At 42.3% G+C, this 13,760-nt stretch carries 11 protein-coding genes; 7 read left to right on the top strand and 4 right to left on the bottom strand.

All coding sequences use genetic code 11. The annotated features are described in order from the left end of the window. Positions 1 to 99: 99 nt before the first annotated feature. Both AC2D6U_RS10330 and AC2D6U_RS10325 read left to right on the top strand, forming a co-directional pair. The gene (locus AC2D6U_RS10330) at positions 100 to 447 is read left to right on the top strand and encodes a hypothetical protein (RefSeq protein WP_484720904.1); all 348 of its coding nucleotides are present in this window, start codon (positions 100 to 102) and stop codon (positions 445 to 447) included. A gap of 56 nt (positions 448 to 503) precedes the next feature. Next, the gene (locus AC2D6U_RS10325; RefSeq protein WP_484720903.1) at positions 504 to 2,867 is read left to right on the top strand and encodes a TonB-dependent receptor; all 2,364 of its coding nucleotides are present in this window, start codon (positions 504 to 506) and stop codon (positions 2,865 to 2,867) included. Here the strand turns inward: AC2D6U_RS10325 and AC2D6U_RS10320 are convergent, their stop codons facing one another. From AC2D6U_RS10320 to AC2D6U_RS10310, 3 genes are all read right to left on the bottom strand, one after another. Next, positions 2,868 to 3,590 (bottom strand): 1-(5-phosphoribosyl)-5-[(5-phosphoribosylamino)methylideneamino]imidazole-4-carboxamide isomerase, encoded by a 723-nt coding sequence (locus tag AC2D6U_RS10320; protein ID WP_484720902.1) that lies wholly within the window; start codon positions 3,588 to 3,590, stop codon positions 2,868 to 2,870. Between the two features lie 126 nt (positions 3,591 to 3,716). Next, a complete protein-coding gene (locus AC2D6U_RS10315) occupies positions 3,717 to 4,421 on the bottom strand; it encodes a response regulator transcription factor (protein WP_484720901.1) in 705 nt (234 codons plus the stop codon). Beyond that, positions 4,414 to 6,000 (bottom strand): sensor histidine kinase, encoded by a 1,587-nt coding sequence (locus AC2D6U_RS10310; protein WP_484720900.1) that lies wholly within the window; start codon positions 5,998 to 6,000, stop codon positions 4,414 to 4,416. The genes AC2D6U_RS10315 and AC2D6U_RS10310 overlap by 8 nt, the downstream gene beginning before the upstream one ends. Before the next feature lie 108 nt (positions 6,001 to 6,108). Between AC2D6U_RS10310 and AC2D6U_RS10305 the strand changes: the two genes are divergently transcribed. The 4 genes from AC2D6U_RS10305 to AC2D6U_RS10290 all read left to right on the top strand — a co-directional run bounded on the left by AC2D6U_RS10305 (position 6,109) and on the right by AC2D6U_RS10290 (position 9,857). Next, positions 6,109 to 7,122: a T9SS type A sorting domain-containing protein gene (locus tag AC2D6U_RS10305; protein WP_484720899.1), complete on the top strand. Its 1,014-nt coding sequence runs from the start codon at positions 6,109 to 6,111 to the stop codon at positions 7,120 to 7,122. Between the two features lie 95 nt (positions 7,123 to 7,217). Further along, positions 7,218 to 8,453 carry a diaminopimelate decarboxylase gene (gene lysA / locus AC2D6U_RS10300; protein WP_484720898.1) on the top strand — a complete coding sequence of 412 codons (1,236 nt, stop codon included), beginning with the start codon at positions 7,218 to 7,220 and terminating at the stop codon, positions 8,451 to 8,453. Positions 8,454 to 8,470: 17 nt separating this feature from the next. Beyond that, positions 8,471 to 8,887, top strand: coding sequence for a c-type cytochrome (locus tag AC2D6U_RS10295; protein ID WP_484720897.1), 417 nt, complete (start codon positions 8,471 to 8,473; stop codon positions 8,885 to 8,887). Positions 8,888 to 8,930: 43 nt separating this feature from the next. After that, positions 8,931 to 9,857, top strand: a complete 927-nt coding sequence (locus AC2D6U_RS10290) for a hypothetical protein (RefSeq protein ID WP_484720896.1) — start codon at positions 8,931 to 8,933, stop codon at positions 9,855 to 9,857. Here AC2D6U_RS10290 and AC2D6U_RS10285 read toward each other — a convergent pair. After that, positions 9,844 to 10,614: a response regulator gene (locus AC2D6U_RS10285; RefSeq protein WP_484720895.1), complete on the bottom strand. Its 771-nt coding sequence runs from the start codon at positions 10,612 to 10,614 to the stop codon at positions 9,844 to 9,846. The genes AC2D6U_RS10290 and AC2D6U_RS10285 overlap by 14 nt on opposite strands. Positions 10,615 to 10,728: 114 nt before the next feature. Between AC2D6U_RS10285 and AC2D6U_RS10280 the strand changes: the two genes are divergently transcribed. Then, positions 10,729 to 13,755 carry a PAS domain-containing sensor histidine kinase gene (locus AC2D6U_RS10280; RefSeq protein WP_484720894.1) on the top strand — a complete coding sequence of 1,009 codons (3,027 nt, stop codon included), beginning with the start codon at positions 10,729 to 10,731 and terminating at the stop codon, positions 13,753 to 13,755. Positions 13,756 to 13,760: the final 5 nt, after the last annotated feature.

Genomic DNA, 13,760 nt, shown 5'->3' with positions numbered 1-13,760 from the left:
CACGTTTGTTAAGGCATGTGATGAATAAATTGAACAAAATATAATTGCAATCGTTTAATAACCGAAGATTTATTACCTTTGACTTCCCAAAGAGGAAGAATGGCTAAAAAACTAAGTTTCATATTTGTTTTGTCCCTTATCGCTTTCTCAATTCAAGCGCAAGAAGGTGATCCAATAATTCCTGAAGAAAGAGAGCAGAGACCCATTATTTTAGAAAATGAAATGGATTCTGCCCATGCCAGGCCTGCGTTCGGACTGGCTAAGGATCAATTAAGCGAGATCAAATCTTCTACCGCTCAACCAACTGCTAGATTCAATACAGGGTTTATTCCAAGAGAGGAAAATGATAATGAAGCGCAGCCGAAAGCGGAGGCGAAAAAACTCTCCTATAATTTTCTGTATTACTTGTTCTACAAATACCGCAAAGTAGACAACGCAGACGACTAACCCTTTATCAAGTACTCGTTTGATTTACCGATTAATTGCAATAATGTTGCAATTCTATGAGAAGTGCCCTCATTTTCTTTGCCCTATTGTTTTCCACGTCACTATTGATGGGGCAGTGCAACGTGGTTTTTCAAGGCAAGGTGCTTTCCGGGGCAGACAACAGTTCCTTGCCACTCGCCACCATTGAGCTCCTCGATCTGCATGAATCAACCGTGGCCAACGACCAGGGAGAATTTAGTTTTGAAAACCTTTGCTCTGCGCAAATTCGCGTACGTATCAGGTACTTGGGTTTTCAAACCTTCGAGCAGTCAATCGATCTTTCCATTCAAGCGAATACGATTGAGATCATATTGCAAGTAGATTCTAAAGAGCTGGCAGAAGTGACCGTGGAAGCCAATAAAGCAAAGGCCATTGCCAGCTTAAAGGTGGGTCAACTGGATGAATTTGAGCTCAGCAAACTACCTGCAAAAAGCTTGGGGGAAGTGTTAACAGCATTTACTGGAGTGAATATGTTGCAGACTGGGCCTACCATCACGAAACCGATCATACACGGGATGCACAGCAATCGCATTTTGATTCTTAATAATGGGATCAGACAAGAGGGACAGCAGTGGGGTCAAGAGCATGCACCTGAGATCGATCCGTTTATGGCCAATAATTTAGAGTTGGTCAAAGGTGCGGCAGCTGTAAAATATGGATCTGATGCGATTGGTGGAGTAATCTTGGTCAACCCGGATGATTTGCCTAGATCAGGGCCGATCTCAGGGAAGATCAGCGCCATTGGTGCTACCAACAATAGGCTTTATTCGAGTTCAGGCATTTTAGAAGGGGGAAGCAACGGTTTTGGATGGAGAGTTCAAGGAACATATAAGAAAGCAGGAGATGCCCAGGCACCCGACTATCGGTTGACCAATACGGGCATGGAGGAGTTGAATTATTCGATGGGCTTAGGCTATCACAAAGAAGACGCAGGCATTGAACTGTATTACAGTGCCTTTGATGCAGAATATGCCATTTTAAGGAGTTCCCATTTCGGTAACTTGACTGACCTCGAAAACGCCGTTGGTGCGGAAAGGCCTTTGGTCGTTAATCCTTTTAGCTACGACATCAACAATCCTTACCAGAAGGTCAGGCATCAACTGGCAAAGATCAATGGTCATTTGGATGTAGAAGGGCTTGGCGAAGTTTCGGCACAATATGGGTTTCAGCATAATCAACGAAGGGAATTTGATATACGACGTGGTGGTCGGTCGGAGATCCCAAGTTTGTCTTTAGACCTCTACACGCATATTGTAGAACTGGACCTAGAAGTACCGGCCGTCAATGATTGGCGAGGAGACTTTGGGGCTAGTTTCATGTATCAAAACAATGAGAATAACCCGGAAACGGGTGTCCGTCCCTTAATTCCTGATTTTGAAAATTGGACAGCAGGGGCTCACGGAATCATCAGGTACATTCAGCTGGGCTATGAACTCGAGGCAGGCGTACGGTATGATTTTAAGCATTACCTTATCAAGCGATTCGACGAAAATAACCAGCTGCTGAAGCCAACATTTAATTTCAGTAATTTCACTGGCTCTTTGGGCGCGGTTTTGTTCTTGTCGGATGAATGGAACCTTAGAACCAACCTTGGTACAGCTTGGCGCGCACCACATGTAAATGAACTGTTTAGCGAAGGCCTCCATCATGGAGCGGCTTCCATTGAAGAGGGAAATGATAGCCTGAGAAGTGAACGTGCGATCAAATGGATCACTACTCTCTCAAGAGAGAAAAATAGGTCTCGATTTGAATTGGCAGCCTATTACAATTACATCTACGACTATATATACCTTCGGCCGGAAGAAGTAGCGTTGACGATCCGAGGAGCTTTTCCTGTGTTTCGCTACCAGCAAACCAATGCTTATTTCATAGGCGCGGATATGGACTATAGCTATCAAGTCAATAAAGATTTACTGTTTTCAGCAAAGATGGCCTTGATCAGGGCCATGGATCAGCAAACGCAAGATCCGTTGATCGGCATTCCTCCGGGACAACTAGAGTTAGGACTAGAAAAAACCTTTCCTTCCAGAAGAGTAGAAAACCTTTTTCTTGGCGTAAATGCACAATACGTTTTCGAACAGGTAAATGCGCCAAGGGTGGTGACAGTAGCAGAGATCAGAGATGCGCAACAGAATGACCAAGATCTTTTTGCCGACGATCCTAGTGTCTTTGATATCCTAGATGTTCCAGACGACTACCTTTTACTTAATTTGAATGCTGGATTCTCGCTTCCATTAAAAAATCAAGCCCAGCGCCTGGACTTTTTTCTGAGTGTCGACAATGTCTTGAATACTAGGTACAGAAGCTATCTGAATCGTTTTCGTTATTATGCCGATGAACTCGGCACCAATGTCAATCTTAGGGTAAACTTTAACTTCTGATTATTTCAATAAGCCCTCTATGTCCTTTAAGGTCAGATTCCCTTCGTAGTAGGCTTTGCCAAAGATGACACTCTTCACACCAATTTCTTCCAATTTTTTGATATCATCGACATTTCGCACACCACCGCTGGCCATGAAGTGGATTTCCGGATATTTTTTAACCAAACGATCGTAGTGATCGAAAGCTGGTCCTTCAAGAATTCCATCTTTAGCAATGTCAGTACTCTTCACCATTTTGATTCCGCGCATGTAGTAGTAATCCAGGTGATCGTCAATATTGGTGTTGGTGCTCTTTTGCCATCCTCGGATGGCGATCTTTCCATCTTTCACATCGGCGGCTAGCGTTACTTTTTCACGGCCATAAGACAATAACCAAGAAGAGAAGAGTTCCTTTTTTAATACGGCAATGGAAGATGCCGTTACAGAAGTAGCACCATATTCATAGGCTTTGTTGATGTCGCCATCGGTAGAGATGCCCCCTCCAAAATCGATCTTCAGATTAGTGTAACCTGCTATAGTCTCAAGTATATGGTAATTCACTGGAGAACCTTTTTTCGCGCCATCAAGGTCGATGAGATGGATTTTGGTTACGCCGTATTCTTCAAACTGCCGAGCAATGTCAACAGGGCTATCTTTATAAACGGTTTCGCTCGAATAGTCCCCTTGCTTTAAGCGAGTAAGTTTTCCATCAATAATCGTTATAGAGGGAATGATCTGAATCATAGATTGTCGAATTAAGCAGCCAAAAATAATGATAAAAATATCAGACGCTACGGCCTAAGAGTTAAATCTTTGTTGACAACGAAGCCAAATAATATACTAAAATCTGATGATGTAGCAAAGTGCCAATTATTCTGACTGGGCATCCGTGATCAGCTTGAAACCAGAACCGTGTAAGGTCATGATCTGCACGCTTTCATCTGCTTTGAGGTGCTTTCTGAGTTTGGCAATATAAACATCCATGCTCCTGGCATTGAAATAGCTATCGTCTCTCCAGATGATTTTTAGTGCTGTTGAACGGTCTAGGGGTTGATTGAGGTGAAGGCAAAGTAGTCTCAGCAATTCAGATTCCTTTGAGGTCAGCTTTGTGCTTTCTCCGTCAATGGTCAATAATTGCTTGTCATAGTCGTAATGAAACCTGCCAAATTCAAAGATCTTTTGGTCTGAAATCTGCGGATTATGTTCTGCCGTTCTTCTCAGTATTGCTTGAATCCTCAGCAACAGTTCTTCCATGCTAAAAGGTTTTGTGATATAGTCATCACCACCCAATTTGAACCCTTCAATCGTATCCTCTTTCATGGATTTCGCAGTGAGAAAAATGATTGGTGTGACCGAATCAGTTTTTCTGATCTCCTTGGCCATTGAAAATCCATCTTTCTTTGGAAGCATCACATCGAACAAGCAAAGGTCAAAAGCCTCTTGCTTGAATGCATGCAGCCCTTCTTCTCCATCTCTGCATAGCTTCGTTTCATACCCTTTTACACTGAGGTATTCATTCAAGATCTGACCTAGGTTGAGGTCGTCTTCTACTAAAAGGATTTTAAAACTAGCCATGATGATAAGGTAAATAGATTTTAAATGTACTGCCTTTTCCAAGTTCGCTTTTCACGCTTACCTCGCCTTTATGCATTTCGACAATGTCTTTAACGTACGATAGTCCAAGTCCAAAGCCTTTCACATCGTGGCGATTCCCAGTGGATACACGAAAAAATTTATCGAAAATCTTTTCAAGCGCCTCTTTCGACATGCCAATGCCCTTATCCGAAATTCGGATAATGATACCTGTGGAGATGTTTTCGGTGCGGATGTGAATCTCAGGATTTTCCTGAGAGTACTTATTCGCGTTGTCAGCCAAATTGTAAATGATGTTAGTCAAATGCACCTTATCTGCTTCGATAAGCGATCGCTTGGCATTGAGCTGGCTGGTCAATGAACCACCCTTTTTTTCTATGCTCAGCTTGATATTGGATAAAGCACTTTCTATGATCTCGTGTACGTCCGTTTCTTCAATTTTAAGATTGAAATCTTTTTTGTCTAAGGAAGCAATTTGAAGCACTTTTTCCACCTGAGCACCCAGGCGTTTGTTCTCTTCACGAATGACATTGATGTACCGGTCGACTATGCTTTCATTTTGTCGAAGATCTTTGTCTTGTAGCGCCTCGGTAGCTAAGGAAACCGTCGCAATGGGTGTTTTGAATTCGTGTGTCATGTTATTGATGAAGTCATTTTTTACATCTGAGATCTTTTTTTGACGAAGAATGACCTTAACGGCATAGCCAAAACAACCGATAACAACCAACATGAGAAAGCCTGAAGCAGACAGGGGAACAATTGCTTGCATGATCAGGTAGTTGTTTTTCTTTGGGAAATTGATGCTCAGCACAAAATCCTTCTGGACAAGGTCCATGGGAAAGAGATTGGCTTCCAGCGAGGAATTCAGCAAAGCGTCTGCTCCTTCTTTGTTTGAGGTGTTTTGGTAACGAACGGCTTGTTCATTCTTTTTGATGATCCCGTAATGATAGGCTAATTCGATTCCTCTATTCTTGAGTTCTTGTTCCAGAAAGGCATCCAGTTGTGAAACATCAATGCGTTCGAAAATATTTTCACTTCCTACCAAATGCGTTGCCCAACTTTGTTTGAGCATGTTCATTCTTCGGTTCATTTGATTTTCCAGGTCAACTTGTCTCGGTTGCTGATTCCGGCTATTCGCAGGCCCAAAGCCAGGAGGAGGTTGATTCATGAAGGCTTCGAAGTCGACATTGAAAAACAGCTGGCCAGTAGCTTCATCAACTGAAACGCTAAAAATGCTGTTGAAGTAGTCCATTTGGTTTTCAATGGACGGAGGACGAGGTTGCTCACTGCGCTCGTCAATGGTTTTTAGCGTGTCTCTAATCGATTCTAAACGAGCTTGTCTATAAGGAATGGCACGATTGACGTCTTGTTGTAAAAAGTTGTAATCGTTTTGCATGGCCAATTTATTGGTCACGGCATTTAAGGCATTTTGAACCGTTTGGTTGAACCGGTCATTATTTGCGGCAGTTACCTCCGTGATCCAATAGAATTGAAAAATGATTAGCCCTAATAGCGCCATGCTCATTAAGCCAATCAAATATCTAATTCTCAGTTTACCCATTGATCAAAAGTACGTGAAAAACATGCGCTCATGGGCTTGCTTAACAATTATTAACATCCTTTAACCACCCTTTAACATGGCTTATCAGTATGTCAAAATAGATTTACGATGAATTTAAAACTCAAACAGATGAACAGGTCAAAAGTCACAATTTTTACATTGTTACAGGCGCTATCGATTGTTGCGATAGTCACGTTTTTTTCACAAACCAGCCTGCAGGCACAAGGAACACAAGAGAGTAAATCGGTGAGCATATCGACTGCCGCGGACGGTAAGGTGCAGTTGAAAGTGATCATCAAAAAGGGCAATGATGAAACAACCTTTGAAAAATCCTATGACTCATATGATGACATGTACAACGATCCTCATCTAGAAGAATATGGCATTGATTTAGGATGGCAAGCTCAAGGTTTTGGATCGACTCAACGCCCAAAATTCTTTCTTCATAGTGGTCCTGGCGGACAATTCTGGGATGATGATGCCTTTCAATCAGAAATGGAGTCGCTTAGGCAGCGGATGCAAGAAATGATGCGAGGTTTTGGTGATCGTAATTTCTTTTTTGATTTCGACGATCAACACTTCATGGATATGGATAGTCTGATGCAGCGATTTCAATTCAAGAACGACAATGGGAAATTCTTTTTTAATGGAGAAGAGATTACTGACCTAGACTCCTTGCAAGAGGCCTTGAGAGATAAGTTTGGAAACTTTCAATTTGGTTTTGATGGATGGGATGAAGAAGATTTTGGTTTTTGGACGAATCGAGAGGATGAGACGGTGAAAGTGATTCAACGGGCAAAAGCCTATGTGCGTACCGCAAGAGAGGAAGACAAACAGCTGGTGGGCACTGATCAAATGGAAGCCTTGAGCTTGAATGATATTAGTTTCTATCCAAACCCAAGTGACGGTCGCTTCGACATTGAGCTAAGCACGGAAAATGAATCTCCTATACAGATGATCATTGTCGATGAAAAAGGGAATGAGATCTACAATAAGGTGAAAACACCCAATGGTGGATATTTGGAACAAGGTATCGATTTGACTACTGAGGGTAAAGGAACCTTTGTTTTAAAATTGATTCAGAATGGAAAAGCGCTCACTAAACGAATTGTCGTAGAGTAAACCATTCCTATTCATTGTGATTGGTGGAAGTAAATTGATGTACTTCCCCTTTTTTATTTGTGTTAGGCGTATATTTGGCGTCCTAAATTCACGGGATGGAACTAGTAGATAACAAGTATTCAATTCAAGGAATAGATGTTCTTGAGTTGGTCAAGCAGTATAAAGCGCCACTCTATGTGTATGACGCCAACAAGATCGAACAGCAGCTGAACAAGTTGAAATCGGCTTTTGAGGGGGTGAACATGAAAGTGAAATATGCTTGTAAATCTTTGTCCAATATTTCCATTTTAAAGCTCTTAAAGAGTTTTGGTTCAGAGCTCGATTGCGTTTCTATCGAAGAGGTTAAATTGGGCTTAAGAGCAGGGTTTCGACCAGATCAAATACTTTATACGCCAAATTGCGTTGACTTTGCAGAGGTTCAAGAAGGGGTAGCTCTTGGCGTTATGATCAACTTGGACAATATCTCCTTGTTGGAGCAATTTGGAAATGCTTACCATGGCACTGTACCCATTTGCATCCGATTAAATCCGCACATCATGGCGGGAGGAAATAAAAAGATATCTACCGGCCATGCCGACTCCAAGTTTGGTATTTCAATTTACCAACTGGCTCATATCGAACGTATCGTTAAAACCTATGGTATTCAGGTGACGGGCTTGCACATGCATACCGGTTCAGATATTTTGGATGCCGAAGTCTTTTTAAGAGCCGCCGAGATCTTGTTTGATGCGGCGAGGCATTTTGAGGAATTAGCCTTTATTGATTTTGGCAGTGGGTTTAAAGTGGCCTACAAAGAGGGAGACATCACAACAGACATTGAAGAGGTCGGTCAGAAGCTCAGCGGAGCCTTCAAAGCGTTTTGTAAGGGTTATGGCAAAGAACTAGAGATGTGGTTCGAGCCCGGTAAGTTCTTGGTAAGCGAGTCGGGCCACTTTTTTGTTAAAACCAATGTGATCAAAACGACCCCGGCAACGGCTTTTGTTGGCGTGAATTCAGGATTGAATCACCTGATTCGTCCGATGATGTATGACGCTTATCATGAGATCTTTAATGTTTCCAACCCAAATGGTACAAAGCGGGTGTATACAGTAGTAGGCTATATTTGTGAGACGGACACCTTTGGCCTGGACCGAAAGATTGACGAAGTAAAGGAAGGCGACATTCTGGCCTTCAAGAATGCAGGAGCTTATGCTTTTAGCATGGCTTCCAATTATAATTCAAGATTGAGACCTGCAGAGGTACTCATTTACAAAGGAGCTGCCCATTTGATCAGAAAAAGAGAAGAGTTTGATGACTTGATTAAGAATCAAGTAGAAATAGACTTAAATTAACAGAAGAATTAGACTCCATGAAAAGAATACAATTGACGTTCGCATTACTTCTATTATTTGTGGTATCAACAGCATTTACCACGCAAGATGACGCACTAAAAGCAAGTATGGAGAGAGGAAAAGGTGAGTACCAAGGCATTTGCTTGGCCTGCCATATGGACAGTGGCCAAGGTATCGCTGGAGTATTTCCTCCACTGGCGAAATCAGGTTATTTGATGGAAGACACCGATAGAGCCATTAAATCGCTCATTGATGGGTTACAAGGTGAAATTGTGGTGAATGGCACCAAATACAACCAAGTAATGCCTGCATCAGGACTTGATGATCAGGCCATCGCAGATGTGCTTAATTACGTGATGAATTCGTGGGGAAATGAAGCCGAGAAGATGGTGACGAAGAAAAAAGTCGCAGAAGTTCGTGCTTCCCTCAAATAGGATAAAGCGCTTTACCGTGTCTTGTTTCGTTGTCCGACAAGTTTTGACCCAATCTGCGACGGTCATTCTTCTTTTCTTTTTATTCGCTTGTCAAGAACAAAGAGCAAGTACCAAGTTACAACAAGACCGTACAGTTCCATCCGATCTATTTGGTGTTGGAGATACACTCGCTATTCTTAAGGTCCCTGCGTTGGACGAAGCCTCCGGATTGGCTGCTAGCCGATCATACCCCGCTCACCTTTGGGCTCACAACGACAGTGGAGGAGAACCTGCGCTTTTTTTGATCGATCAGAAGGGGATGGAGAAAGGAAGGTATGTCCTTAAGCAAGCCAAAAATATAGATTGGGAAGACCTGGCCATTGGGCCGGGTCCTGTGAATGAACAACAATATCTATACGTGGGGGATATTGGCGACAACCAGGCCATTCGATCTTCTCTATCCATTTATAGAGTACTAGAACCCTCAGCAACTGATTTGAACGGAATCGATGCTCCTGTGCAAGTTGATCTTGATCAGGTCGAGCGCATAGATTTCGTTTATGAGGACGGTGCAAGAGATGCCGAGGTCCTCATGATTGATCCTTCTACAAAACACCTCTATTTGGTTACCAAGAGAGAAGAAAATGTCAGGCTTTATCGATTGGACTATCCACAAAAAACCACCTCCATGGACACGGCCATTTGGGTTTCGGATTTACCCTTTACCTACATGACCGCTGGTGATATCAGTGCTGATGGAACAGAAGTTTTGATCAAGAATTACCTCAATGTCTACTATTGGAAAAAGGCTGAGCAAGAAAGCATGGAAGAGCTATTAAAGCGCCCTGGTCAACGGCTGCCGTATCAACCCGAGCCACAAGGCGAGGCCATTGCATGGACATCAGACGCCTCTGGCTATTTTACCTTAAGTGAAAAAGCAGACGCTCAACAAACCATTCTTTACAAGTTCAGTAAATCTAACTGGCGCTAATCGTATTCAGGGTCGCAGTAAAGGCATTGTAGTACGATCTTCCAATCGGAATTTGTTTGTCACCGAGATAAACGAAGCTGGTGTCAATGGCCGTCACTGCATCCACAAGCACAACAAATGATTTATGCACCCTTAAGAACCTATCCTTAGGAAGCTTGTCAGTAATTTCTTTGAGGGACTTTCTGATCGTGTATTCCCTTCCGTCTTCTACTTTGACGGTGATATGATTGCCTGCTGCCTCAATCCATAAGAGTTCTTCATACTTCACCTTTTCCAGCATTCCTTTCTTTTTGATAAAGATCGAATCGTTGTTGTAGGTAGTGGGGTTTGAAGAAGCGAGGATGTTCGTACTTCCCTTAACGGCAATTCTGTTCTTGTTGAATAGGGCCACCTCGATCGCTGCGTAAACATCATCTTTGGTAAAAGGCTTTACAATAAAACCAAGTGGTTGGGTATGTTTTGCTCGATTTACCGTTTCTTTATCTGAGTAAGAGGTGATGTAGACAAAAGGAAGCTGGTATTGTTCTTTGATAATTCCTCCCAATTCAATGCCGTCTTGGTCTCCTTTAATTTTTACATCGAGCAGCACGAGGTCTGGTCTTGATGTTTTAATGGCTTTGATGGCTTGATTCGCAGAATTTGCTATCTCTGTATTTTCATGACCAAAAATGCTGAGCATTTCCTGAAGATTTTCAGCGATGAATGGCTCGTCCTCCACAATAAGAATTCTTGGGCTATTGCGATATGAAGATTCCATTTGTATAAAAAATTTGTTTTAGGTGAATCTCTGTTTTACTAGATACGTTGGCGAAAAGTACGAAAATTGTAATTTAAAAATACTCAAATAAGGCTTTTAATGAGGGAATCAGGGATGGACAGCACTTTTAAGGACACATTAGACAAAATTGTAGATGCCAACGGTAATTTCTCTCAGTTAGAGGAGGTTGTCCAAAATTTGACAGAGACCATTTGGTCCATTGATCTCTCACATGAGCCGTATCAGATCACCTATCATAACAAGCCCAAGCACCCCGTTGATGAAAGTCATCCTTTTGGCATTTTGCCAAGAACCATTGAGGAATGGCAACAGCAGATTCATACAGAAGACAGGGATCGCGTGCTTGAAGAGTTTGTCAATACGTTGAGCAATGGTAGAGGGACTTACGCCTACCGGGTGCAAAGAAAGGATGGGAGTTACCATTACTTTAGGGACCGACTGAGCGTCGCTTATGTCAATAAAAAGCCCGTCAGGTTGGATGGAATTACCATCGACATTGATACGATTCGTCGTAACCGAATGAATCTGGAGTTGAGCCAGCAAAGACTCAAAAGCATTGTCGATGCGCTTCCAGACCCGGTGTTTATATCAGAAAAGAAATCTGGTAAGATCATTTTTGCTAATGAGGTCTTATTCAAGGTTTTTGGGATGGACCCTACGGATTTCCTTGGTCAGAAATTAATTCAGTTCTACCAGAGCTTCTCAGGAAGAAAAAGCTACATCAATCGTCTACAAAGTGAAGGCCATGTTCAAAACCATGAACTGGTCCTAATGAACAAAAAGAAGGAAGAGTTCTGGGTGAGTGCATCCACCATGCCACTCGATTTTAATGAAACGCCCTGCTACATTACCATTTTGCAGGACATTACCGTTAGAAAGGAACTGGAGAAGGAGCTTCAGCAGTCCAATGAGCGGTATCAATTAGCGGTTGAGGGCACTAATGATGTCATCTGGGAGTATGATTTTCTTCGAAATACATCCTACTTGTCTCCCCAGTTTTGGGAAATTATGGACCTAGAGCCTATTCAGAATCCATTAGATAAGGATTTGCTAGTCAGGTATCTTCATCCGGATGATTACAAAAACTTTATTGAAGTTTACAAAGGCAAGATTGAAGAAGGAGCCTCAGATTTCACGACAGAGTCTCGCCTCTTTGCCAATAGCGGTAAGATCATCTATGCCTTGATCAAAGGTAAACTCCTTTATAATGCTGACAAGCAGCCCGTTCGTGTGGTCGGCTCTGTTTCGAACATCACCTCATTAAAGGTGGCGGAGTCGAAATTAAGAGAGAGTGAAGCGAAGTATAAATTAATTTCAGAGCACTCGAAGGATTGTATTTGCTTGCAGTCTGTCGATGGAGAGTTCGTGTTCATTAGTCCTTCTTCCAAAGATATTTTAGGCTATGAACCGGCTGATATTTTGAATTTAAGGTTGCGAGATATCATTACTGAAAGGCACTTGCATGAGGTAAGTGATGCCATGCTCAAAGTGATCAAAAAGCAACAAAGTAGTATCACCATAGTCTATGAAGCCATGCATAAGGATGGTTACATGGTCTGGTTGGAATCTACCGGAGGTGCCATTTTGAACGATGCAGGCGAAGTAATGTACCTGCAAACCTCAACCCGGAATGTAACGGAGAGAATTTTGGCCGAAGAAAAGCTCAGGGAGAGTGAAGAACGCTATAAGCTCATTACAGAAAACTCTCAGGATGTAGTTTCATTGATGGATTTAAAGGGCAATTACGTGTTCATCACGCCCTCTGTTAAGGAAACGCTGGGCTATGACCCAATGGACATTATCGGTAAGAATACACTGGAGTTTATTCATCCGGATGATCAGGAATTGATGAGAGATGGAATAAATGACGCCGTTGAGGCTAAAATGAAGGAAGGGTCAGCAGTATTTAGGTGGCGTCATAAGAATGGGGAATATCGTTGGATAGAATCACGAGGAGGAGTGATTCTCGACGAACAGCAACAACCCATCTACATACGATCCAATAAACTGGATATCACCGAAAAGCTAAAAACAGAAGAAAAGTTAAAGCTTCAAGAAGAGAAGTATAAGCTAGTTTCAGAAAATTCCGGTGATGTTATCGGGTTGCACAAGATTAACGGAGAATTGCTGTTCATCTCACCTTCCTGTAAACGACTTATTGGCTTCAGCGAGGAAGAATTACAGGGAACCAATCCACTGGAGCTGATTCGTCCTGAACATCAAAAAGTAATTGTTGATACGGTAGAGCAAACTGCCGTCAACCATGGGAAAGATGTGAAGATGACCTATGAGATTCGAAATAAGGCGATGAAATGGTTGTGGGTAGAAACGTCTCTTACCGCCATTATGAATAGCAAGGGAGAGGTGAACCTGCTGCAGTCTTCTACAAGGGATATTTCAGAACGTATTGAAGCCCTTGAAAAAGAGCGTCAGCTCAACAAGTTGAAATCGAGCTTTATTTCAATGGCTTCGCATGAATTCAGAACACCGCTAACGACCATACAATCGAGTAATGAGCTCATCAGTATGTACATCGACAATGCAGATGGCCCTACTGATCAGAAACTCTCCAAGCATGTTGGCAGGATCAGAAGCGAGCTGGAGCGGCTTAACTCTTTGCTGAAAGATGTATTTACACTGGGTAGACTTGATGTAGGGAAAACAAAACTTAATAAGGACTTCACATCACTTGTTAATATCATCAAACAATCCATAGTTGAGATCAAAGTCCCTTACCCTGATAGGAACGTCCAATTGGTTGTGAAGGGGAAGGAAGTACAAGTTTCCCTTGATAGTCAGCTGATCTCACATGCCATTTCGAATTTAATCAATAACGCGTTGAAGTATTCAGAAGGGGCAGGCGATCCTGTGGTAATGATAGAGTATCTCGAAGATCAGGTAGTGGTGCGGATCAAAGACGAGGGGATAGGTATACCGAAGAAAGATCAAACAGAACTATTTGAGTCCTTTAGTAGAGCATCTAATGTAGGAGATATTGAAGGCACTGGCTTAGGTTTGGTCATTGTAAAGCAATTTATCGAAATGCATAGTGGTCAAATAGAATTGATTTCAGATAAAGGTAAGGGCTCTGAATTTGTGTTGAGGTTACCTTTTTCCTGAAACCG

Source organism: Roseivirga sp. YIW32 (genome assembly GCF_057219245.1).
Note: the sequence above shows the minus strand (reverse complement) of the source record. Positions and strands in the feature narration are given on the sequence as shown.

Coding starts and splice junctions, on each gene's coding strand:
- AC2D6U_RS10330 (WP_484720904.1), top strand. CDS start 100: ATGGCTAAAAAACTAAGTTTCATATTTGTTTTGTCCCTTATCGCTTTC.
- AC2D6U_RS10325 (WP_484720903.1), top strand. CDS start 504: ATGAGAAGTGCCCTCATTTTCTTTGCCCTATTGTTTTCCACGTCACTA.
- AC2D6U_RS10320 (WP_484720902.1), bottom strand. CDS start 3,590: ATGATTCAGATCATTCCCTCTATAACGATTATTGATGGAAAACTTACT.
- AC2D6U_RS10315 (WP_484720901.1), bottom strand. CDS start 4,421: ATGGCTAGTTTTAAAATCCTTTTAGTAGAAGACGACCTCAACCTAGGT.
- AC2D6U_RS10310 (WP_484720900.1), bottom strand. CDS start 6,000: ATGGGTAAACTGAGAATTAGATATTTGATTGGCTTAATGAGCATGGCG.
- AC2D6U_RS10305 (WP_484720899.1), top strand. CDS start 6,109: ATGAATTTAAAACTCAAACAGATGAACAGGTCAAAAGTCACAATTTTT.
- lysA (WP_484720898.1), top strand. CDS start 7,218: ATGGAACTAGTAGATAACAAGTATTCAATTCAAGGAATAGATGTTCTT.
- AC2D6U_RS10295 (WP_484720897.1), top strand. CDS start 8,471: ATGAAAAGAATACAATTGACGTTCGCATTACTTCTATTATTTGTGGTA.
- AC2D6U_RS10285 (WP_484720895.1), bottom strand. CDS start 10,614: ATGGAATCTTCATATCGCAATAGCCCAAGAATTCTTATTGTGGAGGAC.
- AC2D6U_RS10280 (WP_484720894.1), top strand. CDS start 10,729: ATGGACAGCACTTTTAAGGACACATTAGACAAAATTGTAGATGCCAAC.